Annotated in this window: 23 protein-coding genes; 10 read left to right on the top strand and 13 right to left on the bottom strand. The window is 70.0% G+C overall.

Annotated elements, in window-relative coordinates; all coding sequences use genetic code 11:
• From QZ294_RS10185 to rpmF, 13 genes are all read right to left on the bottom strand, one after another.
• A partial coding sequence (locus QZ294_RS10185; protein ID WP_297049950.1) for a class I tRNA ligase family protein occupies positions 1–236 on the bottom strand: 236 nt, incomplete at its 3' end.
• An 11-nt stretch (positions 237–247) separates the two neighbouring features.
• A complete protein-coding gene (gene nusB, locus QZ294_RS10180; protein WP_297049940.1) occupies positions 248–718 on the bottom strand; it encodes a transcription antitermination factor NusB in 471 nt (156 codons plus the stop codon).
• 3 nt (positions 719–721) lie between these two features.
• Complete coding sequence (gene ribE / locus QZ294_RS10175; RefSeq protein WP_297049933.1) at positions 722–1,192, bottom strand: 6,7-dimethyl-8-ribityllumazine synthase; 471 nt, start codon at positions 1,190–1,192, stop codon at positions 722–724.
• Positions 1,193–1,266: 74 nt separating this feature from the next.
• Positions 1,267–1,956: a riboflavin synthase gene (locus QZ294_RS10170; protein ID WP_297049930.1), complete on the bottom strand. Its 690-nt coding sequence runs from the start codon at positions 1,954–1,956 to the stop codon at positions 1,267–1,269.
• Positions 1,956–3,137, bottom strand: coding sequence for a bifunctional diaminohydroxyphosphoribosylaminopyrimidine deaminase/5-amino-6-(5-phosphoribosylamino)uracil reductase RibD (gene ribD / locus QZ294_RS10165; protein WP_297049922.1), 1,182 nt, complete (start codon positions 3,135–3,137; stop codon positions 1,956–1,958). Before ribD ends, QZ294_RS10170 begins: the two co-directional genes overlap by 1 nt.
• 4 nt (positions 3,138–3,141) lie before the next feature.
• The gene (locus tag QZ294_RS10160; protein WP_297049917.1) at positions 3,142–3,621 is read right to left on the bottom strand and encodes a cytidine/deoxycytidylate deaminase family protein; all 480 of its coding nucleotides are present in this window, start codon (positions 3,619–3,621) and stop codon (positions 3,142–3,144) included.
• A 24-nt stretch (positions 3,622–3,645) separates the two neighbouring features.
• Positions 3,646–4,884 (bottom strand): serine hydroxymethyltransferase, encoded by a 1,239-nt coding sequence (glyA, locus tag QZ294_RS10155; protein WP_297049912.1) that lies wholly within the window; start codon positions 4,882–4,884, stop codon positions 3,646–3,648.
• Positions 4,885–5,003: 119 nt separating this feature from the next.
• Positions 5,004–6,251 carry a beta-ketoacyl-ACP synthase II gene (gene fabF / locus QZ294_RS10150; protein ID WP_297049907.1) on the bottom strand — a complete coding sequence of 416 codons (1,248 nt, stop codon included), beginning with the start codon at positions 6,249–6,251 and terminating at the stop codon, positions 5,004–5,006.
• 270 nt (positions 6,252–6,521) lie between these two features.
• A complete protein-coding gene (gene acpP, locus QZ294_RS10145) occupies positions 6,522–6,755 on the bottom strand; it encodes an acyl carrier protein (protein ID WP_297049901.1) in 234 nt (77 codons plus the stop codon).
• A 124-nt stretch (positions 6,756–6,879) separates the two neighbouring features.
• The gene (gene fabG / locus QZ294_RS10140; protein WP_297049898.1) at positions 6,880–7,653 is read right to left on the bottom strand and encodes a 3-oxoacyl-[acyl-carrier-protein] reductase; all 774 of its coding nucleotides are present in this window, start codon (positions 7,651–7,653) and stop codon (positions 6,880–6,882) included.
• Between the two features lie 88 nt (positions 7,654–7,741).
• Complete coding sequence (locus QZ294_RS10135; protein ID WP_297049893.1) at positions 7,742–8,728, bottom strand: beta-ketoacyl-ACP synthase III; 987 nt, start codon at positions 8,726–8,728, stop codon at positions 7,742–7,744.
• Positions 8,729–8,770: 42 nt separating this feature from the next.
• The gene (gene plsX / locus QZ294_RS10130; protein ID WP_297049889.1) at positions 8,771–9,805 is read right to left on the bottom strand and encodes a phosphate acyltransferase PlsX; all 1,035 of its coding nucleotides are present in this window, start codon (positions 9,803–9,805) and stop codon (positions 8,771–8,773) included.
• Positions 9,805–9,987: a 50S ribosomal protein L32 gene (rpmF, locus tag QZ294_RS10125; RefSeq protein WP_297049886.1), complete on the bottom strand. Its 183-nt coding sequence runs from the start codon at positions 9,985–9,987 to the stop codon at positions 9,805–9,807. The genes plsX and rpmF overlap by 1 nt, the downstream gene beginning before the upstream one ends.
• 188 nt (positions 9,988–10,175) lie before the next feature.
• Between rpmF and QZ294_RS10120 the strand changes: the two genes are divergently transcribed.
• The 10 genes from QZ294_RS10120 to QZ294_RS10075 all read left to right on the top strand — a co-directional run bounded on the left by QZ294_RS10120 (position 10,176) and on the right by QZ294_RS10075 (position 19,868).
• Positions 10,176–10,874, top strand: a complete 699-nt coding sequence (locus QZ294_RS10120; RefSeq protein WP_297049883.1) for a hypothetical protein — start codon at positions 10,176–10,178, stop codon at positions 10,872–10,874.
• 59 nt (positions 10,875–10,933) lie between these two features.
• Positions 10,934–12,226, top strand: a complete 1,293-nt coding sequence (gene trmD / locus QZ294_RS10115; protein WP_297049880.1) for a tRNA (guanosine(37)-N1)-methyltransferase TrmD — start codon at positions 10,934–10,936, stop codon at positions 12,224–12,226.
• Positions 12,227–12,269: 43 nt separating this feature from the next.
• Positions 12,270–12,617, top strand: coding sequence for a 50S ribosomal protein L19 (rplS, locus tag QZ294_RS10110; protein ID WP_297049877.1), 348 nt, complete (start codon positions 12,270–12,272; stop codon positions 12,615–12,617).
• Positions 12,618–12,700: 83 nt separating this feature from the next.
• Positions 12,701–13,369, top strand: a complete 669-nt coding sequence (locus QZ294_RS10105) for a ribonuclease HII (RefSeq protein ID WP_297049874.1) — start codon at positions 12,701–12,703, stop codon at positions 13,367–13,369.
• A complete protein-coding gene (locus tag QZ294_RS10100) occupies positions 13,351–13,776 on the top strand; it encodes a YraN family protein (protein WP_297049868.1) in 426 nt (141 codons plus the stop codon). The genes QZ294_RS10105 and QZ294_RS10100 overlap by 19 nt, the downstream gene beginning before the upstream one ends.
• Positions 13,718–14,572 carry a 16S rRNA (cytidine(1402)-2'-O)-methyltransferase gene (gene rsmI, locus QZ294_RS10095; RefSeq protein ID WP_297049862.1) on the top strand — a complete coding sequence of 285 codons (855 nt, stop codon included), beginning with the start codon at positions 13,718–13,720 and terminating at the stop codon, positions 14,570–14,572. The genes QZ294_RS10100 and rsmI overlap by 59 nt, the downstream gene beginning before the upstream one ends.
• Positions 14,573–14,762: 190 nt before the next feature.
• Complete coding sequence (locus QZ294_RS10090; RefSeq protein ID WP_297049854.1) at positions 14,763–15,053, top strand: HPr family phosphocarrier protein; 291 nt, start codon at positions 14,763–14,765, stop codon at positions 15,051–15,053.
• A 1-nt stretch (position 15,054) separates the two neighbouring features.
• A complete protein-coding gene (gene ptsP / locus QZ294_RS10085) occupies positions 15,055–16,824 on the top strand; it encodes a phosphoenolpyruvate--protein phosphotransferase (RefSeq protein WP_297049850.1) in 1,770 nt (589 codons plus the stop codon).
• Positions 16,821–17,276 (top strand): SsrA-binding protein SmpB, encoded by a 456-nt coding sequence (gene smpB / locus QZ294_RS10080; protein ID WP_297049842.1) that lies wholly within the window; start codon positions 16,821–16,823, stop codon positions 17,274–17,276. The genes ptsP and smpB overlap by 4 nt, the downstream gene beginning before the upstream one ends.
• Positions 17,277–17,285: 9 nt before the next feature.
• On the top strand, positions 17,286–19,868 hold the full coding sequence (locus QZ294_RS10075) for a ComEC/Rec2 family competence protein (RefSeq protein WP_297049834.1): 2,583 nt from the start codon (positions 17,286–17,288) through the stop codon (positions 19,866–19,868).
• Positions 19,869–19,893 lie beyond the last annotated feature (25 nt).

Below are 19,893 nucleotides of genomic sequence, written 5' to 3'. Positions count from 1 at the left end.
CCCATGGGGTGCAGGACGTTGAAGCCCTGCATGCGGCGCATGCGCGCCACCACGTCGCCAATGGAATAATTGCGGACATGGCCCATGTGGATCTTGCCCGAAGGATAGGGCAGCATCTCCAGCACATAGCACTTGGGCCTGTCGCCCCCGTGCGCGCAGGCAAAGGCGTCTTGCGCCTGCCAGCGCGCCTGCCACTTTTCCTCAAGTTCCTGCGGATGATACCGATCGTGCGTCATGGTTCCACCAGTCATGCGTCAGGGGTCCCCGCCCCGCCCCGCGGCGCCCTGGCCGCCGCGTCAAGAATGCCGTTGAGAAAAGCCCGCGCCCGCTCGTCGCCAAATTCCCTCGCCAGTTCAAGGGCCTCATTGATGGCGACCTTGGGCGGCACATCGTCGCGCCATAGCAGCTCGTACAGCGCAAGCCGCAGGATGGTAAGCTCGATGCGGCCCAGACGGTCCACCCGCCAGTTGCGCGAAAACCGGGCGATGGACGCATCCAGCGCGGCCGTGTGGCTCCATACGCCGTCCACCAGTTCCCAGGCGAAGCCCGAAGGCTCCCTGTCCAGGTCGGACTCGTCCATGCCCTCGTTATGCGGCGAGAGCACAAACAGCCGCCAGAGCGCCGCGCGGTCCGCCGCGGGCGAAAAGCACAGGCCATAGAGCACCTGGAATGCCAGTTCGCGCCCGCTCCGGCGCGTGGGTCGCCTGCTCCCGGCCATGGGCTACAGCTGCTCCAGAACGCGGATGGTCTCCAGCATGGCCGCGGCGGCTTCCACACCCTTGTTGCCGGCCTTGGACCCCGCGCGTTCGATGGCCTGCTCGATATTGTCGCAGGTGAGCAGGCCGAAACCGATGGGCGTGCCCGAATCCAGCATGGTCTGGGCGATGCCCTTGGAGGCCTCGGCGCACACATAGTCAAAATGGGGGGTCGCGCCCCGGATGACCGCGCCCAGCGCCACGATTCCGTCGTAGGCATGCGCGGCGGCGAGCTTGCGGCAGACAAGCGGCAGCTCAAAGGCCCCGGGCACGCGCACCAGGACCAGACCGGCCCGGTCCAGGCCATGCCGCTCCAGATAGTCCACGGCGCCGCCCACAAGGCGATCCACGATGAAATCGTTGAATCGCGTGGCCGCAATGGCGATCTTCAGGCCGCGCGCGTCCAGTTGCCCGGCAATGGTGGTAACGCTGTCCATCTTCGCTCCCGTGGGGCCGCGCCCGTCCGGCGCTCCCGTCTTCCCGTTCATGGTTGTGCGGCGCCGCGCCCGGCCTACAGAAAGCCCGCGCGGCGCAGGGATGCAAGGCTCAGGCCGCCCGCCCGGCCGGACGCATCCCCGCCGTCATCCTTTCCGGCGCCGCCCCCCGCCTCCCGCCACGGCCCGAGCAGACGGGCCACATACTTGCCCACCAGGTCGGTCTCCATATTGACGCGGCTGCCGGGGCGCCAGGCGCGCATGGTGGTGCGCCGCCGGGTATCCGGGATGACGTTGACCTCAAGAAAATCCTCGCCGCAGGCGTTCACCGTGAGGCTGATGCCGTCCAGCGCCACCGAGCCTTTGGGGACGACCTCCCGCCCGAAGGCCGCCGGAAACGCCAGCCGGCAGCACAGGGACTGCCCCCGGCGCTCGATGCTCCGCACCTCGGCCACACAGTCCACATGGCCGCTCACGAGATGACCACCCAGGCGGTCGCCCAGGGCCAGCGCCCGCTCCAGGTTGACGCGCGCCCCGGCCGTCAGCGCGCCCAGCGTGGTGCGCGCCACCGTTTCGCCCGAGGCATAGGCCGTGAACATCCCACGGTCATGGCTCTCCACCGAAAGGCACGCGCCGTTGACGGCGATGGACTCGCCATCCGTCACCTCCGCGAAGGGCACGAGCGGCCGGATGCTGAACCGGCGTTCGCTCCCCTCCTGCCGGGAGGCGAGGATCTCGCCCTCGCACTGGATGATGCCCGTGAACATCAGCCGCGCCCCTTGTCCGCCGCCACGGGCCGCAAAAGCAGGTGCGCGTCGTCGCCGCAGCGCTCAAGCCCGCAGAGGCGCAGGCCCAGCGCCGCATCGAGATCCAGCGGCATGCGCCCGGCAAACAGCGGCCGCGCTTCCGCATCGCCCAGGATGCGGGGCGCGAGGTGCAGGTGGAACTCGTCCACCAGCCCGGCCTCCAGCAGGGAAAGGGCCAGGCGGCCGCCGCCCTCGCACAGCACGCACCGCACGCCCAGTTCCTGCCGCAGGCGGCGCAGCATGCCGGAAAGATCCGGGCCGCCGCCGGGCGCCGGACCCAGCGCGAGCACCCGCGCGCCGCGCCCGCGCAGGGCCTGGGCCGCCGAGGACGCCGCCATGGCGGGCGAAGCGAGAAAGACCGTCTCCCGCGGGCGTTCCCTGAGCAGGCGCGCGCCCTCCGGCGCGGGCAGGCGCGAGGTGAGGACGCAGGCCAGCGGTTGCGGCCCGGCGGGGACATCGTCCTCCCCGCGCGCCGTCAGCAGCGGATCGTCCGCCCGGAACGTGCCGCCGCCCACCAGAACGGCGCCGCCCGCGCGCCCCACGCCCGCGCGCAGTTCATGGACGGCGCGGCGCGACGCCGGGCAACTGATCCATTGCGAGACGCCATTGCGCGTGGCGATGCGTCCGTCCAGCGTGGCGGCGAGCTTGAGCAGGACATAGGGGCGGTCCGTGGTCTGCCAGACGAGAAAATCCGCCGCGAGGTCGCGGCATTCGGACTCCAGCACGGGACCTTCCACGGCAAGGCCCGCGGCCGCCAGCAGGGCCGCGCCGCCGCCCGCCACGGGATTGGGGTCCCGAAGGCCATAGACGACCCGGCGGATGCCCGCGGCCAGGATGGCATCGGTACACGGCGGGGTCTTCCCGTGATGGCAGCAGGGTTCCAGCGTGACCACCAGCGTGCAGCCGGCCGGGTCCACCCCCCGGGCCGCCGCATCCGCGAGGCAGTCCACCTCGGCGTGGGGCAGCCCCGCGCCGTGGTGCCAGCCACGCGCCACCACCGCGCCGTCGCGCACCAGGACGGCGCCGACCATGGGGTTGGGGCAGGCGCGCCAGCGCCCGCGCCGCGCCAGGGCAATGGCCTCGCGCATGAAGGGGGCGAACTCCTGTTCCGTCACGGCTGTGGGGGCTGGCATTTCCGGCATGGCGTCATTCCGCGCTGGTCCCGGCTTCGGGCGGCCATGTCACGGCAAGGCGTTCCACGGGGATGCCCGCTTCGCGGAGCATGGTCGCGGCCAGTTCGTCGGGATACTCCTCGGCATAAAAGATCCTGCTGATACCGCAGTTGATGAGCATCTTGGCGCACAGCACGCAGGGGTGCGTGGTGCAGTAGAGCGTCGCGCCGGAAATGTCGATGCCGTGCACGGCGGCCTGGATGATGACGTTCTGCTCCGCATGCAGGCCGCGGCAGATCTCGTGGCGCTGCCCCGAGGGGATGCCGAGTTGCTGGCGCAGGCAGCCCACCTCCAGACAGTGCGGCGTGCCGGCGGGCGCGCCGTTGTAGCCCGTGGCGAGGATGCGCTTGCCCTTGACGGCCACGGCGCCCACCCTGCGCCGCGTGCAGGTGGAGCGGCAACTCACCAGCCTGGTGATGCTCATGAAATAGTCGGGCCAGGGCAGACGTTCCATGCCGCACTCGCGTCCGGTATCGAATTACCAGGAAAAAAGCGGGAACTGACGCGCGAATTCCTCCACCCGCGTGCGGATGGCGGCCAAGGCCCGCGCATCGTCGCGCTTTTCGATGCTCTCGGCAATGAACGCCGCCACCGTGCCCATGTCTTCGCGCGAAAGACCGCGGGTGGTCAGGGCCGCCGTGCCGAGACGGATGCCCGAAGTGACAAAGGGCGAACGCGTCTCGAAGGGGATGGTGTTCTTGTTGACCGTGATGCCGGCGGCGTCCAGCGCGGTTTCCGCATCCTTGCCGGTGACGTCCCGGCGCGTCAGGTCCACCAGGAGCAGGTGGTTGTCCGTGCCGCCGGAGACGAGGTCGAAACCGGCGGCCATGAGCGCGTCGGCCAGGGCGGCGGCATTTTCCACCACGCGCTGCGCGTAGCGGGCAAAGGCGGGCCGCAGGGCTTCGCCGAAGGCCGCGGCCTTGGCCGCGATGACGTGCATGAGCGGGCCGCCCTGCATGCCGGGGAAGATCTGGCTGTCGAGGCGTTTGGCGTTGGACTCGTCCGAGAGGATCATGCCCCCGCGCGGGCCGCGCAGCGTCTTGTGCGTGGTGGTGGTGGTGACGTGCGCGTGCGGGATGGGGCTTTCGTGCAGCCCGGCGGCCACCAGCCCCGCGATGTGGGCCATGTCCACCATGAGCAGGGCGCCCACCTCGTCGGCGATGGCCCGGAAGCGGGCAAAATCGATACGGCGCGGATAGGCGCTGGCGCCGGCCACGATCATGGCGGGGCGATGCTCCCGCGCGAGGGCGGCGACCTCGTCATAGTCGATGCGCCCCGTATCCTTGCGGACGCCGTAGGAGACCACGTTGAACAGCCTGCCCGAAAAATTCACCGGGCTTCCGTGGGTGAGGTGGCCGCCATGCGAAAGGTCCATGCCCAGCACCGTATCCCCGGGCTTGAGGCAGGCGAAATAGACGGCCATGTTCGCCTGGGAGCCGGAATGGGGCTGGACGTTGGCATGCGCGCAGCCAAAAAGGCGGCAGGCGCGATCGCGGGCCAGATCCTCGACCATGTCCACATATTCGCAGCCGCCATAATAGCGCTTGCCGGGATAGCCCTCGGCGTACTTGTGGGTGAGCACGCTCCCCTGGGCCTCCCGCACGGCGGCGGAAACGAAATTTTCCGACGCGATGAGTTCCAGCTTGCTCATCTGGCGGTCGGATTCGAGAACGATGGCCTGGGCGAGTTCCGGGTCCTGGAGAATGAGTTCATCCATCGAGGCATATCCTTTTGCGGAAAGAGCGCCCGCGCGCGGCGGGCAAAAGACTGTGGCGGCCGGTTTTCCGGCCGCCGTGGACAAAGCCGCCGCGGGCGGTCATTTCCGGCGCTCCGGCGTCAGCCGACCCATTTTTTGAAAATGACGCTGGCATTGGTGCCCCCGAAGCCGAACGAATTGCACATGCCGTATTCGCAGGCCACATGCTCGGTGCCCCCGGCAAGATAATCAAGATCGCACGCCGGGTCGGGGGTTTCCTGGTTGATGGTGCCGGGCAGGGCCTCCTCATGGAGCGCCAGAGCCGTGAAGACGGACTCGATGCCGCCGGCCGCGCCGAGCAGATGCCCGGTCATGGATTTGGTGGCCGAGATCTTGAGCTTTTTCGCATGGTCCCCGAAGGCAAGCTTCATGGCCCTGGTTTCCGTGCTGTCGTTGAGCTGGGTGGACGTTCCGTGGGCATTGATATAGTCCACGGCCCCGGGCTGGAGGCCCGCGTCGCGCAGGGCGCGCCGCATGGCCGCGGCCATGCCCTCGCCGGTCTCGTGCGGAGCGGTCATGTGATGCGCGTCGCCGGAGGCGCCGTAGCCCGCCACCTCGGCGTAGATCTTCGCGCCGCGCCGCCGCGCGCTCTCCAGCTCTTCCAGAAGGAGCAGGCCCGCACCCTCGCCGATGACAAAGCCATCGCGCCCGGCGTCAAAGGGCCGCGACGCCCTGGCCGGATCGTCGTTGAAATGCGTGGAAAGGGCCTTGAGCGCCGTGAAGCCCGCCACGCCTAGAGGCGTGACCGTGGCTTCGACCCCGCCGGTGATGACGCTTGTGGCCCGGCCGAGCACGATCTCGCTGTAGGCCGTGCCCACGGCGTGGATGCCCGAGGCGCAGGCCGTGGTGGTGACGATGTTCGGCCCCTTGGCCCCCGTGAAGATGGAGATCTGCCCCGGACCCATGTTGGAGATGAGCATGGGGATCATGAACGGCGAGATCTTGTTGGGACCGGACTCAAGCAGCTTGGTATGCCAGGTCTCCAGAGTGTGCAGGCCGCCCAGCCCGATGCCGAGGATGACGGCCACGTCCTCGGCGTTGGCCGGGGTGATCTCCAGACCGGCGTCTTCCAGAAGCATCCTGGCGGCCGCCACCGCGAACTGGGTGAAGCGGTCCATGCGCCGCGCCTGCTTGGCGGGGATCCAGGTCTCCGGAGCAAAATCCTTGACCTCGCCCGCAATACGCGAAGTATAGTCCGACGCGTCGAAGAGCGTGATGGGACCGATGCCGGATTCACCCGCCAGCAGGCGCTTCCAGGTGGTATTGATGTCATTGGCGAGCGGCGTAATGCCGGAAACGCCGGTGATCACTACGCGGGGACGATTCATGGAAGCTCCTTGGCCTTCGAGCATTTTTGGCGGGCGCCTGCTCCCGCATCCGCCGGAGCGGCCTGGATACTTTCAGTACCCGACCGCTCTGCCGCGGATGCAGGTCGGCTCTTTCCAAAACCTCAGGTTCACGGCGCGCCAGCGGTTCCAAATGCCGCGCCCGCGGGGCGATACCCCGCGGACCATGGCGGACAGCCCAAAAGGGCCGGCACCGCGACGGCGCGCCGCAGGCACGCGGGGCAGCCCCCCAAAAGCGCCGGCAGGCGCCGACTACTTCTTGCTTTCGATATAATTGATGGCGTCCTGCACCTTGAGGATCTTCTGCGCGTCCTCATCGGCGATCTCGATGTCGAACTCTTCTTCCATTGCCATGATGAGTTCGGTGAGATCCAGGGAGTCCGCGCCCAGGTCCTCCACAAAGGAGGCATCGGGCTTCACTTCGTCGGCGCTCACGCCAAGCTGGTCAACAATGATCTTCTGGACTTTTTCCGCGACATCAGACATGGCGTCCTCCAGGTGTTCCATGTTCGTTTCGCGCCGGCCCCGGGAAACTCCGGCGGCCTTTCGCGCATTCATAAAAAACTCTTGTCCGCCGGCCGCCGCGCTCTTCCGCGGCGCACCCGCCCCTTCAGCAATACATGCCGCCATTGACGGCAAGGACCTGCCCCGTGATGTAGGCGGCCCTTTCCGAGGCCAGAAAGGCCACCGCCTCGGCCACATCCTGGGCGGTGCCCATGCGGCGCAGGGGAATGGACTCCACATAGCCCGCGATGACGGTCTCGTTCAGTGCGGCCGTCATGTCGGTCTCGATGAAACCGGGCGCCACGGCATTGACGGTGATGCCCCGCGCGGCAAGCTCGCGCGCGTTGGACTTGGTGAGTCCGATGAGTCCGGCCTTGGCGGCGCAATAGTTGGCCTGCCCGGCATTGCCCATCTGCCCGACCACCGAGGCGATATTGATGATGCGCCCGGCCCTGCGCCTGCTCATGATCCTGGCGGCCTCGCGGCTGCACGCGAACGCGCCGCCGAGATTGACATCCAGCACGCGGTCGAAATCTTCCGTCTTCATGCGGATGAGGAACCCGTCGCGGGTAATGCCCGCGTTGTTCACCAGGACCGCCAGATTGACCTTGTCCTTGATATGTGCGGCAAAAAACGCCTCCACGGCGGCATCGTCGCCCACATCCAGCGCAAGGGCGCGCGCCCGGCCGCCCTCCGCCGCGATCTCCCCCACCGTGCGCTCGGCCTCTTCCGGGCGGCTCACATAGGTAAGGATGACGCAAAATCCGTCACGCGCGAGCGTGCGGGCAATGGCCCGCCCGATGCCGCGCGAGCCGCCCGTGACCAGGGCCACGGGCGCATCCGCCCAGGGATCCGCCGATGCTGTGCAAGAATTCGTCATGCCGCTTCCCCGCTTTCAGTGTCGAGAGCCATGAACATGCTTCCTACTCCATACGCCGGGGAATTTCAATGCGCGGGCTACGGGACCGCTAGAAGCGCAGGAGCGCCGCGCCCCACGTCAGCCCCGCGCCGAAGGCCGTCACAAGGACGCGGTCGCCGGGCCGGATGCGCCCCGCCGCGCGGGCTTCGGCCAGAGCCAGCGGAATGGAGGCGGAAGAGGTGTTGCCGTATTCCGCCAGATTCACGAAGACCCTGTCCGCGCCGACGCCCAGACGCGAACCCACGGCCTCGATGATCCGTATGTTGGCCTGATGGGGCACAAAGAGCGCCACGTCCGCCATGGAGAGTCCGTTGCGGGCAAGGAGCGTCTCGCACACCTGGACCATCTGGCGGACAGCGTGCTTGTAGGTATCGCGCCCGCGCATGGAAATGAAGAACGAGGCGTCCACCGCGTCGCCGGGCGCATACCGGCAGCTCGTGCCGCCGCCCACAACGATCAGGTCGCGCTGCGAGCCGTCGCTCTGGCAGAGGACGTCCTCCACGCGGGCCGTCCCCTCGCCGCCCGCGCTGTCGAGCACGCAGGCCGTGGCCGCATCGCCGAAGAGGACACAGGTGCCGCGGTCCTGCCAGTTGACGCGCCGGGTCAGGGCCTCGGCGCAGACGAAAAGTATCCGGCTCTCCGGCGCCTGGGCCAGAAAGGCCCGCCCCAGCGAAAGCCCGTAGATGAAACCCGTGCAGGCCGCGCCGAAATCCAGGGCCATGACCGGCCCGGCATCCAGCGCGCCGGCAAGGATGCAGGCGATGGAGGGGGAAAGATGGTCCGGCGTGCAGGTGGCGGCCAGCACATGGGTCAGGGAACGCGCCGGAAGCCCCGCCTCGTCCAGGCAGCGCCGCGCGGCGGCCAGGGCCAGATCCGAGGCGTTTTCCGTATCGGCCAGCCTGTGGCGGCGGCGGATGCCCGTGCGCTCGACGATCCACTGGTCATTGGTGTCCACAAGGGCCGCCAGATCGTCGTTGGTGATGACGGTCTCCGGCACATGGGCGCTCAGGGCGCGCAGATGGCAGTTGAGAGTCATGGAGTGTCCGTGGGGTTTGCGGAACGGCAGGCGCCCATGCGCTCAAATGGCGCGGGAGAACCGCGTCAGCTCCTCGTTGGCGAGAATGGTTTCGGCCAGGCGCGCGTTGGTCTCCTTGCGGACAAAGGCGCCGCTCATGCGGATGGCGTTGGTCATGGCCCTGGCGTTGGAGCGCCCGTGACAGACGATGGCAAGCCCCTGAAGGCCGAGCAGCGGGGCGCCCCCGTACTCCGCGTAATCGATGGTCCGCGCGAAGTTCCGGAAGGCGCCGCGGGCGAGGAGCGCCCCAAGGGCGGGCATGACGCCGGAAGTGAAGACCCGCTTGAGCATCCGCACCAGCGAAGCCGCAAGCCCCTCGCTCATCTTGACCACCACATTGCCCACGAAACCGTCGCAGATGACCACATCCACATCGCCGGTAAAGATGTCGCGCCCTTCGGCATTGCCGATGAAATTCAGGTTGTGGGCCATCTTCAGAAGCTCATAGGCTTCCTTGACCTGGCTGTTGCCCTTGCCCTCTTCCTCGCCGATGCTGAGCAGGCTCACGCGCGGCGCCGCATAGCCGAGCAGGTCACGGGCAAAGGCGTCGCCCATGAGTCCGAACTGGAACAGGTGGTAGGGGCGGCAATCCACATTGGCCCCGGCGTCCAGAACGACCACCGGCTCCTTTTCCGTGGGCAGCAGGGCCGCCAGCGCGGGGCGTTCCACACCGGGAAGGCGCCCCATGATGAACATGCCGCAGGCCACCGTGGCGCCGGAATGCCCGGCGCTCACCACGCCGTCGGCCGCGCCCTCCTTGACAAGGCGGCAGGCCACCTGGATGGAGGCATTCTTTTTGCGCCGCAGGATGTCCGACGGCCGTTCGTTCATGTGCACCACGTCATCGGCCTGGACGATCTCGCACCCGATGCCTTCCAGGTCGAGCCTGGCAAGCTCGGCCTCCACCTTGGGCGTATCGCCCACGAGGAGGATATGGAGGTCGTGGAGGCGCGCCGCCTCCACGGCGCCAGGGACGACCACGGCGGGGCCGAAATCCCCGCCCATGGCATCCACGGCGATGACGGGTCTTTCGCGCATCACTCGGCGTCGGGCTTTGCGATCACCTGGCGGCCCCGGTAGGCGCCGCAGCTGGGGCAGACGCTGTGGGGGGCGGTAGGCTCCCCGCAGGAGCAGTAAATGACGGCGGGCTTCGCCACACGGTCATGGGAACGGCGCATGCCCTTGCGGGAACGCGATTTCTTGTTCTGCTGAACAGCCATGTCGGATCTCCTTTCGGCGGCCGGGCCGGCAGACGCGGCCGCACCTCCAGATTATGGGAGACAGTCCATAGCGGAATTTGCGCCGCTTGTCCAGACCCGGCGCAGCCGGCGGACCGCGCCGCTCTCTTGCCCCATGCGCCGGCGTGTGCCAGAATGGGAGAGCGCCGCCCCGGCCGCCCGGAGTTTTCATGCCACTCGTGTTTGCCAGCGCCCTGCCCGGTTTTGCCGATGCCCAGGCCGGGCACCGCCTGCGCTGCCTCTGCGCCCGCTGGGAACGCCGCGCCGCGCCGCATCTTTCCCCCGGGCAGCATGCCCATGTCCGCCGCTTCCCTCCTTCCGGAGATGCGCTTCTGGCCCGCGCCTCGCGCCTGCTGGCGCGGCTGCTCGCCGCGCAGGCCCTCCCCCCGGGCGCCCGCCTTGACATGGATGCCGCGGGACGGCCCCGCGTTTCCGGCGCGCCCGGCTGGGAGGTCGCCTTCAGCCACAGCGGCCGCGCCGCCTTCTGCCTGGTGCGCCCTCCGCAGGAAACGCGGGGAGAGACCGGCGGGACCGCCGCCGCGCTGGACGCGGAAGCCCTGTCGGCCCCGCCCCCGGCGGACCTCGTCTTTGCCGGGTCCGCCCGTTCCCCGCGGGCTTCCCTGCGCCGCTGGACCCTGGCGGAAGCCCTGTTCAAGGCCCTTGGCGCCCGCCCCGCGCTCTGGACGGCCGCTGCCGCCGCCGCGCACGCGGGCGCCGGACGGCGCGCGGGCGCCTGGCTGTGGGAAGGGCAACGCGTGGCCTGGCGCCGGATTTCCTGTCCGGGGCATGTGCTCTGCGTGGCGCTTCCCGGCGCCGCGGCCGCTCCTCCCGTGCGCCTGCGCTGGCTCGCGTGGCACGCGTTCGCCTGAAGGACGCGGGCGTCCGGCCCGGCATGGACAGATGCCCGCTTTTCCGGCAAGTTCCGGGCATGCGCTTCCACCTTGTCACGCTCTTTCCGGAATTTTTCACCTCGCCGCTGGCCGCGGGCCTCATGGGACGCGCCCGCGCCTCGGGCGTGGTGGACGTGAGCTTTCACGATCCGCGCGCCTTCAGCGAGGACAGGCACCGCCATGTGGACGACCGCCCCTACGGAGGCGGCCCGGGCATGGTGCTCCAGCCGGGTCCGGTGGCAGCCGCCGTGCGCGGCATCAGCGCGCCGGGCCGCATCCTCGTCCTGACGCCGGGCGGCCGCCCCTTTACGCAGGCCCTTGCCCGCGAATACGCCAGGGAAGAGGACCTCACCCTCATCTGCGGCCGCTATGAAGGGCTGGACGCCCGCCTGGCGGACATCCTGCCGCTGGAGCCGGTCAGCGTGGGCGACGCCGTGCTCAACGGCGGGGAGACCGCCGCCCTGGCCGTCATGGAGGCCGTGGGCCGGCTGGTGCCGGGCTTCATGGGCAAGGAAGCCTCCGGCGAGGAGGAGAGCTTTTCGCGCGGCATCCTCGAATATCCGCACTATACGCGCCCCGAGAACTTCGAGGGGCTGGAGGTCCCGCCCATCCTCCGCAACGGGGATCACGCCCGCATCGCGGCCTGGCGCCGCCGGGCGGCGCTGGCGGCCACCCTGCGCTTCAGGCCCGACCTTCTGGACGCCGCCCCCCTCGACAGCGACGACGCCGCCGCCCTCGCCGCCCTGCCGCGCGAACGCCCCGGCCGCAACCTCTCCTTTTGCCTCCTCCACTATCCGGTGCTTCTGGAGGGGAAAAAATGCGGCGCGTCCTCTTTGACAAATCTTGACGTACACGATATAGCCCGGATTTCGCGCAGCTATGGCATGGGTCCGTTCTATGTGGTGACGCCTCTTGAGGACCAGCTGCGGCTGCTGGAGTCCATCCTCCGCCACTGGAGCGCCGGCGCCGGAGGCCGCGCCAGGCCGGACCGCAGCCGTGCTCTGGCGCTGGTGCGCGGGGCGCCCTCTCTGGAGGAGGCCGTGGCCCAGGCCGGCGCGCGCGCGGGCGTGCGCCCCCGTCTGGTGGCGACATCCGCGGCATGGCCGCAAAAGAAACGCGCGGCGCCCCCGCTTGCGCCCCTTGAGGTGCGCGAGTGGTGCCGGGAAGGGCCGGTCCTGCTCTGTCTCGGCACGGCGCGCGGTCTTGCGCCGGAGTTCCTTGCCCGGTGCGACGGCCGCCTCAGGCCCCTGCGCTTTTTGGGCGACAATCATCTTTCCGTGCGGAGCGCGGCGGCCATCCTGGCCGACAGGATTTTGGGCGATTTTTGTTGAAGACGGCGGCCCGCCCCGCGAAGGCCCCGATGAAGGAGTCGAAATGGATATCATCAAGAAGATCGCGCGCGAGAACATGCGCATGGACATGCCCGCCTTCCGTTCGGGCGACACGGTCAAGGTGCATCTGCGCATCGTCGAGGGCGAGAAGGAACGCATCCAGGTGTTCCAGGGCAATGTCATCCGCATCAAGCGCGGCGACACCAATGCCAGTTTCACCGTGCGCAAGATCTCCGACGGCGTGGGCGTGGAGCGCATCTTCCCCATCAACTCGCCCTTCATCGATCATGTGGAGGTCGTGGCCCAGGGACGCGTGCGCCGCAGCCGCCTCTACTATCTGCGCGGACTCAAGGGCAAGGCGGCCCGCATCAAGCCGCGCGCCCGCTACTGAGCGCGCCCCGCGGACGCCGGGCGCGCCCGGCGTCCGCCACGGACGGAGCCTCGGCTCCGCTCCTTCCCGGATACTCCGGGAGCGTGCCGGCTCCTGTTCGGGAGCCGTCTCCTGTCGCGGGCATCGACGAAGCCGGGCGCGGTTGTCTGGCCGGTCCGGTGGTGGCGGCGGCGGTCATTCTGCCGTCGCGTTTCGACCTGCCGGGCCTCACCGATTCCAAACTGCTCTCGGCGCGCCAGCGCGAGGCGCTGGACCCGGCCATCCGTGCATGCGCCGTCGCCTGGGGCCTGGGCGTCGTCTGGAGCCGGCGCATCGAGCGCGTCAACATCCTCCAGGCCACACTGGAGTCCATGAGCCTCGCCGTCCGCTCGCTCCGCACGCCACCCGCGCTCCTGCTCATCGACGGCAACAGGACTCTCCCCCCCGACATGCTCGCCACGGCGTGGCGCAGCGCGCACCGGCACGCGCCGCCGCCCCGCCAGCGCGCCCTGGTGGGCGGCGACAGGAGCGAACCCGCCATTTCCGCCGCTTCCATCCTTGCCAAGACGTTCCGCGACCGGCTCATGCGCGCGCTTTCGCGGCGCTGGCCCGGCTACGGGCTTGAACGCCACATGGGCTACGGCACCCGCGAGCACCTCGCGGCCCTGCGCCGCCTGGGACCGTGCCCGCTCCACCGGCGCACCTTCCGGGGCGTCCCCGCCGATCTTCCGCCCGACGACGCCCCGGGCGCCGCATGGGGAAAACTGTGCTGAAGGGGACCGCCCCGCACCTTGCCCTCGGCCGCCAGGGCGAGGAAGCGGCCGCCGGCATCCTGCGCCGCGCCGGGCTGCGTATTCTCGACCGGAACTGGCGCCAGGGCCGCCTGGAGCTGGACCTTGTCTGCCGGGACGGCGGCACCGTGGTTTTTGTGGAAGTGAAGACCCGGACCAGCCGGGAACGGGGCGGCCCGGAAGGCGCCCTCACCCCGGCCAAACAGCGCAGCCTGGGACGCGCCGCCCAGGCGTGGCTCGCGGCCCATGACGCCTGGGACGCGCCCTGCCGTTTCGATGTCGTCTGCCTGATCGCCCGCGACGGAACCTTCAGCGCCGAGCATTACCGCCATGCCTTCGACTTCACCCCGTCTGTGGATCGTCGCCACGCCGCTTGGCAACCCTGGTGACCTTTCGCCCCGCGCCCGCGAGATCCTTGAAGGCGCGGATCTTGTCCTTGCTGAGGACACGCGCCGCGCGGCCGCGCTCTTTCGGCGCCTGGGCCTCGCGCCCCGGCGTTTCCTGAGCTTTTACGAACAGAACGAGGAGGAACGCCGCGAGGAGGCGCTCGCGGCCCTGCGCGGGGGCGCCCATGTGGCCCTCATCTCGGACGCGGGCACGCCGCTTCTGGCCGACCCCGGCTACCGGCTGGTGCGCGCCTGCCGCCACGAAGGGCTTCCTGTTTCGCCCGTGCCGGGACCGTCCGCGCCGGTCGCGGCCCTCAGCGCCGCGGGCCTGCCGCCGCTGCCCTTCACGTTCCTGGGCTTCCTTCCCCGGGACGTTGCCGGTCGCCGCGCCCTGTTCCGGGCCTATGCGGCCGTGCCCGGATCGCTCATTTTCTTCGAGCGCAGGGACAGGCTCGGCCAAAGCCTCGCCCTTGCCGCCGGGATCCTTGGCCCGCGCGAACTGGCCGTCTGCCGCGAACTCACCAAGACCCATGAGGAGTTCCTCCTGGGCCGCCTGGAACGCGCCGAAGAGCTTCCCGGGGAGCTTCTGGGGGAAATCACGGTCATCCTCGGGCCACCGGAAGGGGACGCGGCCCGCGCCTCCCGGGAAGAGGCGGAACGCTGCCTGCGCGCCTGCCTCGCGCAGGGGTCCAGACCGCGCGAGGCCGCGCGCGAGGCGCGCGCCCGGCTGCCCGGCTGGAGCGTCAAGGAGCTGTACGCCCTTATTCCCGGTCTCGCCCCGCAGGCTCAGAGTGATTGATGGATATTCCCCATTCCCGCCGGAGCGGAACGACGAATGGGACCTGAATATCCATCAATCGCCTTGTATACCACGCCTTTTGTTTTCGGTGCCAAAGAGAGGTTTTTCCGCTCGCCGCCCCCTCCCCCGCCCCCGCGCGGCCATGGACGCCACGCGCGCTCCATGCTAAGACGGCGCGGGAGACGATGCCATGGCTCATTCCATCCGCGAGACGCCCCGGGGCCTTGCCCTGAACCTTGTCCTCACCCTGCGCGGGGGCCTGCACTCTCGCCCCGCCGCGCGGCTGGCGAAGGCGGCGCGGCGGTACTCCTCGGATATCCGCTGCATCAGCGAGACCGGCGAAGCCGACGCCAAGAGCATGCTCGACCTGCTCTCCCTGGCGCCGGCGGCCAATTCCCAGCTCATCCTTCTCGCCAGCGGCGAAGATGCGCGGGCGGCCCTGCTTGATCTGGGCGGCCTGCTCGCCGACATGCAGGAATGACATGGCGCGCGCGGTCATTTTCGGCATTTCCGTCTCGCCCGGACTCGCCCTGGGCAGGATCCGCCACCTGCACGGCGCCTTGCGCGGGGAGCGCCGCCGCATAACGGACGAGACCATCCCCGCCGAGGAGGAAGCCCTGCGCCGGGCGGCCGCGCAGGTGCGCGCCGCGCTGGAAAAGACCCTGGCGGCCATGCCCGCCCCTCTGGCCGACTATGACGAGATCGTGGCCGCCCAGATGGAGCTGGCCCGCGATCCGCGCCTGCTGGGCACGGCCCTGGCCCGCATCCGCCACCGCAAGATCTGCGCCGTATGGGCGCTGGAGGAAACGGTGGAGGAACTCTGCGACCTCTTTCGCGGCATGGACGACCCCTATCTCCGCGACCGGGCGCAGGATGTCCGGGCCATGGGGCTGCGGCTCGGGGAGGCCCTGGCGGGCGGCGCCGCGCCGCGCGGCGGGCCGGGCGCGGGCGTCCTGGTGGCCGAGGATCTTTCTCCCGCCGATGTCATGGAACTGGAGCCGGATGCCATCCTGGGCATCCTCACCGCCGAAGGGGGACCCACCTCGCACACGGCCATCCTGGCGCGCAGCCTGCGCGTGCCCGCCCTGGTGGGGGTCACGGGCCTGCCCGACGCGGCGCGCGATGGCGAGACGGTCATTGTGGACGGCCTTTCCGGCTGCGTCCTTCTCGATCCCGACGAGGAGGACCTTGCGCGCTACGCGCGCCGGAAGGAGAGCTACGAAAGCTGGGAACGCCATGCCCGCGCCACCTCCCGCCGGCCCGCCGAGAGCCGGGACGGCGTGCGCGTCAGCGTGCGCGTCAATCTGGAGAACGCCGCCGAGCTTCGGGAGCTGGCCGGGTGCGGCGCCGACGGCGTCGGCCTGTACCGCACGGAATTTGCCTATCTGGGCAAGGAGCTGCCCGGCGAGGATGCGCTTTTCGCGGAATATGCCGCCGTGGCCTCGCATGTGGCGCCGGAACAGGTCATCTTCCGCACGCTGGACGTGGGCGCGGACAAGGCGCTGCCCGCGCACGCGGCCCTGCGGGAGCCGAACCCGGCGCTCGGCCTGCGCGGCATCCGCTTCTGCCTCGCCCACGAGGAGCTTTTCCGCGCCCAGCTCAGGGCGCTCCTGCGCGCGGGAGCGGAGGGCAACGTGGCCCTCATGCTGCCCATGATCACCGACAGCCGGGAAGTCCGCAGCGTGCGGCGCATCCTTCAGGAACTGCGGCAGGAGCTTCGGGCCAGGGGGCTTGCCCATGCCGGGCGCCTGCCCCTGGGCGTCATGGTGGAAACGCCCGCCGCCATCCTGACCGCCGACACGCTGGCGCGCGAGTGCGATTTTTTCAGCATCGGCACCAATGACCTTGTGCATTACCTCATGGCGATCGACCGCAACAACCGCCATGTGGCCTATCTGCACGAGCCGCTCCACCCGGCCGTGGTACGCTCGCTCAAGCGGGTGGTGGACGCGGCCCACCGGGAGGGCATCCCGGTCTCCGTCTGCGGGGAGTTCGCTTCCGACCCCTGCGGCGTGGCCCTCCTGCTCGGCATGGGCATCGACGCGCTCTCGGCCGCGCCGCGCTTCGTGCCGGGCATCAAGCACATGCTCCGCAAGCTGGATACGGACACCTGCGCGGAGCTTGTCCACACCGTGCTGACCATGCCCGACGCGGGGGCGGCCCGCCAGAACATCCATGAGCGGCTGCGCCGCCTGCTCGGGCAGGAGTTTTCCTTTCTCGCCACCAACCATGCAACGCCCGGCCAGCCATGAGCAAGAAAACACCCTCCTCAGCCATTGCCGTCAACAAGAAGGCGCGCCACCTCTACGAGCTTTCGGAGTTCCTGGAGGCGGGCATTTCCCTCACCGGTCCCGAAGTCAAGAGCATCCGTGCGGGCAAGGTGAATTTCATCGACAGCTATGTGGAATTTCGCCAGGGCGAGGCGTGGCTGGTCTCGCTCCATGTGGCGCCCTACGCCAACGCGGGCTACGCCCCGCAGGACCCGGACAGGCCCCGCCGCCTCCTCCTCCACGCCCGCGAGATCGGGCGCCTGGCGGGCACCGTTGCCCAGAAGGGGCTGACCGTGGTGCCCGTGCGCCTGTATTTCAGCCGCGGGAAGATCAAGGTGGAGATCGCCCTGGGGCGCGGCAAAAAACTCCATGACCACCGGGAGACCCTCAAACGCCGCGCCGAAGAGCGGGACATGGCGCGCGAACTGGCCTGAACCGGCGGCATGCGCGTTCCGCCGCTCCAGCCGCTCCTGGTCCGGCAGGTCTGCCTGCTGTTCTGGTGCGCGGGAGTCCTGGCCGCGCTCCACCCCGTTGAAGGCCTGTGCGCCGTCCTTTTCCTCCTCCTTGCCGACAGCCGCTTCAGGACGCTCCGGCGTTTCCTCCTGGCGGCCGCGCTGTGCGCGGCAGGTTTCGCCATGGGCTGGTGGCGGCTCGGGCCGTTGCGGTCGCCGCCGCCGGAACCGCCCTGGCTGGCCGCAGAACACGGCGAAACGACGGAAAAACCGGCTCCGCGCATCTGCGGCGTGGCGCGCCATGTCCAGGGGCTGCCTGACGGACGGCTGCGTATCCTGCTGGAAGCGGTGCGGCCCGAGCCGCTCCCCGGCGCCCGGCACGCCGATGCCCCCCTGCCCGGGGACTGCGTCTGGACATGGGAGGAGCCGGGCTTCCGGCCGCTGGCGGGGCAGACGGTCTGCGTGAGCCGCCGCCCCGTACCGGTGCGGGGCTTCGCCAACACGCGGGAACAGGCGCAGGAAGCCCGGTGGGCGGCCCGGGGCGTGTTCTGGCGCATCTGGAGCCGGGGCTGGTCGGGCGGCCCCTCGCTCTCCGGCGAGGGACGGCCGGACGCGCGCCTGCGGGAATCCCTGCGGCGCGATCTGCTGCGCGTTCTCCGGCCGCCGGACAGCGCGGCGGCGCCGGAAGCCTCACTCGGCGCGGCGCGCGGGGATGCCGCCTCACAGGCCAGGGCCATCCTGCCCGCCCTGCTCTTCGGCGACAGGTCCTTTCTTGCCAGCGACACGCTGGAAAGATTCGCCGCCGCCAGCCTGGCGCACAGCCTTGCCCTTTCCGGCCAGCATCTCGCCCTTGCCGGGCTTGCCGGACTGTTCAGCGTCCTCCTGCTCGCGCGCCTGCGCCCCGGCATCTACCTGTTCCGGGCGCGCGCCGTCTGGGTCGCCCTGGCGAGCCTGCCCCCGGCGCTTTTCTATCTCTGGCTCGGCGATGCCCCGGCATCGCTCCTGCGCGCGGCCTGCATGCTCGGCGTCATGACGCTCTGGCTCCTGCGCGGCCGCACCGCCACAGGGCTGGACGCCCTGCTGGCGGCGCTTGCCTGCATCGTCCTGATCTCGCCGCTGAGCCTTTTTGACCTGAGTCTCCAGCTCTCCGTCCTCTGCGTGGCCGTCATCTGTCTGTGCCTGCCCGGCATGCGCCGCCTGTGGCCCATGCCGCCGGCCGGGGGCGCCCCGCCCGCGCGTCGCGCCCCGCCGGAAAGGCCTGTGGCGGCCAGAGGGCGCGCCTGCCTTCAGGGCCTGGGCCGCATTTTCGTCATTTCCCTCTGCATCCAGGTCTGCCTCCTGCCCTTCCTGCTCGCGCGCTTCGGCACTCCCGGCGTCTGGTTCCCGCTCAACGTGCTCTGGCTGCCCGCCGTGGACCTGCTGGTCCTGCCGGGGGCGGCCCTGGGGCTTGCCTGCGCCGCCCCTGGTCTGGACGCCGCGGCGCGCGCCGTTCTGGAGCTGGCGGTCCTGCCCTGCGAAGCCCTGCTTGCCCTCCTCGCTACGCTCCAGCACCACGGCCTGCTCGACGGCCCGGCCCTGCTGCGGCCGCACTGGACGGCGCTGCCGGCCTTCGCCGCCCTGGGCATCGCGCTGGCCTTGCTGGGCGGCGGCACCTGGCCCGGGGCCAAACTCCGGGCGCGGCGCTGGATCGCCGCCGGGCTGCTGCTGCTCTGCGCTGGCCCGGCGCTACGGCTGGGCGACCGCCTGGACCCCGCTCCCCGGCTGGACGTTTTTGACGTGGGCCAGGGGCTTGCCATCGGCCTGCGCCTCCCGGACCAGACGCGCCTGCTGCTGGACGGGGGCGGCCTGACCTCGCCCCGCTTTGATGTCGGGAAGGCCCTGCTCGACCCGGCCCTGACGGACAACGAGGCGCCCCGCCTGGACGCCATCCTCAACAGCCACCCGGATCGCGACCATACGGGCGGCCTGTTCCACCTCCTCCGCGCCTTCAGGGTGAGACGCCTGTTCCATAACGGCCGCGAGGCCGCCGCGGACCGGCGCGAACCGTGGCGTCAGGTCCGGCGGCTTGCGGCGGCCGAAACGCTTGCCGCCGGGGATGTGCTGCTCATGGGCGACGGCTGCCGGCTGGAAGTGCTCCATCCGCCCCGCGCTCCGGAGAACGGCCCGGAGCCGGGAAACGGCGGGCAGGCCGCGTGGACGGGAAACGATGCGTCGCTGGTGCTGCGCCTCACCCGCAACGGCGAAGGGCTGGCCCTGTTTCCCGGCGATGCGGAGGCGCCGACGCTCCGCCACCTGCTCGAAAGCGGGGCGGAGCTTTCCGCCCGCATCCTGGTGGCGCCGCATCACGGCTCCGACCGCAGCTTCCTGCCCCAATTCCATGCGGCGGTGCGCCCGGAACTCGTCCTTGCCGGCTGCGGCTTCCGCAATCGCTGGGGCTATCCGGGCGACCGCCTTCGGGCGTGGCTTGCCGGGCGCGGCATCCCCTTTCTCGATACGGGAAGCCGCGGCCGGATCAGCGTGGTCATCCCCGAAGCGGGTCCGCTACGCGTGACGACGGCCCGCAATGCCCCCTGAGGGCAGAGGGGGAACGCAAAAAAGC

The sequence above is a fragment of the uncultured Desulfovibrio sp. genome (genome assembly GCF_910584445.1).
In the GTDB taxonomy this organism is placed as follows: Bacteria; Desulfobacterota; Desulfovibrionia; order Desulfovibrionales; family Desulfovibrionaceae; genus Desulfovibrio.
The sequence above is the reverse complement of the archived record's forward strand: the minus strand, read 5'-3'. Positions and strand labels throughout refer to the sequence as shown.

Bases quoted from the DNA above. Each gene is read 5' to 3' on its own strand.
- rpmF (WP_297049886.1), bottom strand. From the start codon at position 9,987: ATGGCTGTTCAGCAGAACAAGAAATCGCGTTCCCGCAAGGGCATGCGC.
- ptsP (WP_297049850.1), top strand. From the start codon at position 15,055: ATGGCGCGCGCGGTCATTTTCGGCATTTCCGTCTCGCCCGGACTCGCC.
- QZ294_RS10160 (WP_297049917.1), bottom strand. From the start codon at position 3,621: ATGGAACGTCTGCCCTGGCCCGACTATTTCATGAGCATCACCAGGCTG.
- ribE (WP_297049933.1), bottom strand. From the start codon at position 1,192: ATGGACAGCGTTACCACCATTGCCGGGCAACTGGACGCGCGCGGCCTG.
- smpB (WP_297049842.1), top strand. From the start codon at position 16,821: ATGAGCAAGAAAACACCCTCCTCAGCCATTGCCGTCAACAAGAAGGCG.
- acpP (WP_297049901.1), bottom strand. From the start codon at position 6,755: ATGTCTGATGTCGCGGAAAAAGTCCAGAAGATCATTGTTGACCAGCTT.
- QZ294_RS10090 (WP_297049854.1), top strand. From the start codon at position 14,763: ATGGCTCATTCCATCCGCGAGACGCCCCGGGGCCTTGCCCTGAACCTT.
- glyA (WP_297049912.1), bottom strand. From the start codon at position 4,884: ATGGATGAACTCATTCTCCAGGACCCGGAACTCGCCCAGGCCATCGTT.
- QZ294_RS10135 (WP_297049893.1), bottom strand. From the start codon at position 8,728: ATGACTCTCAACTGCCATCTGCGCGCCCTGAGCGCCCATGTGCCGGAG.
- QZ294_RS10100 (WP_297049868.1), top strand. From the start codon at position 13,351: ATGGGGAAAACTGTGCTGAAGGGGACCGCCCCGCACCTTGCCCTCGGC.
- QZ294_RS10170 (WP_297049930.1), bottom strand. From the start codon at position 1,956: ATGTTCACGGGCATCATCCAGTGCGAGGGCGAGATCCTCGCCTCCCGG.
- ribD (WP_297049922.1), bottom strand. From the start codon at position 3,137: ATGCCGGAAATGCCAGCCCCCACAGCCGTGACGGAACAGGAGTTCGCC.
- trmD (WP_297049880.1), top strand. From the start codon at position 10,934: ATGCGCTTCCACCTTGTCACGCTCTTTCCGGAATTTTTCACCTCGCCG.
- fabF (WP_297049907.1), bottom strand. From the start codon at position 6,251: ATGAATCGTCCCCGCGTAGTGATCACCGGCGTTTCCGGCATTACGCCG.
- rplS (WP_297049877.1), top strand. From the start codon at position 12,270: ATGGATATCATCAAGAAGATCGCGCGCGAGAACATGCGCATGGACATG.
- QZ294_RS10120 (WP_297049883.1), top strand. From the start codon at position 10,176: ATGCCACTCGTGTTTGCCAGCGCCCTGCCCGGTTTTGCCGATGCCCAG.
- rsmI (WP_297049862.1), top strand. From the start codon at position 13,718: ATGCCTTCGACTTCACCCCGTCTGTGGATCGTCGCCACGCCGCTTGGC.
- QZ294_RS10075 (WP_297049834.1), top strand. From the start codon at position 17,286: ATGCGCGTTCCGCCGCTCCAGCCGCTCCTGGTCCGGCAGGTCTGCCTG.
- plsX (WP_297049889.1), bottom strand. From the start codon at position 9,805: ATGCGCGAAAGACCCGTCATCGCCGTGGATGCCATGGGCGGGGATTTC.
- fabG (WP_297049898.1), bottom strand. From the start codon at position 7,653: ATGACGAATTCTTGCACAGCATCGGCGGATCCCTGGGCGGATGCGCCC.
- nusB (WP_297049940.1), bottom strand. From the start codon at position 718: ATGGCCGGGAGCAGGCGACCCACGCGCCGGAGCGGGCGCGAACTGGCA.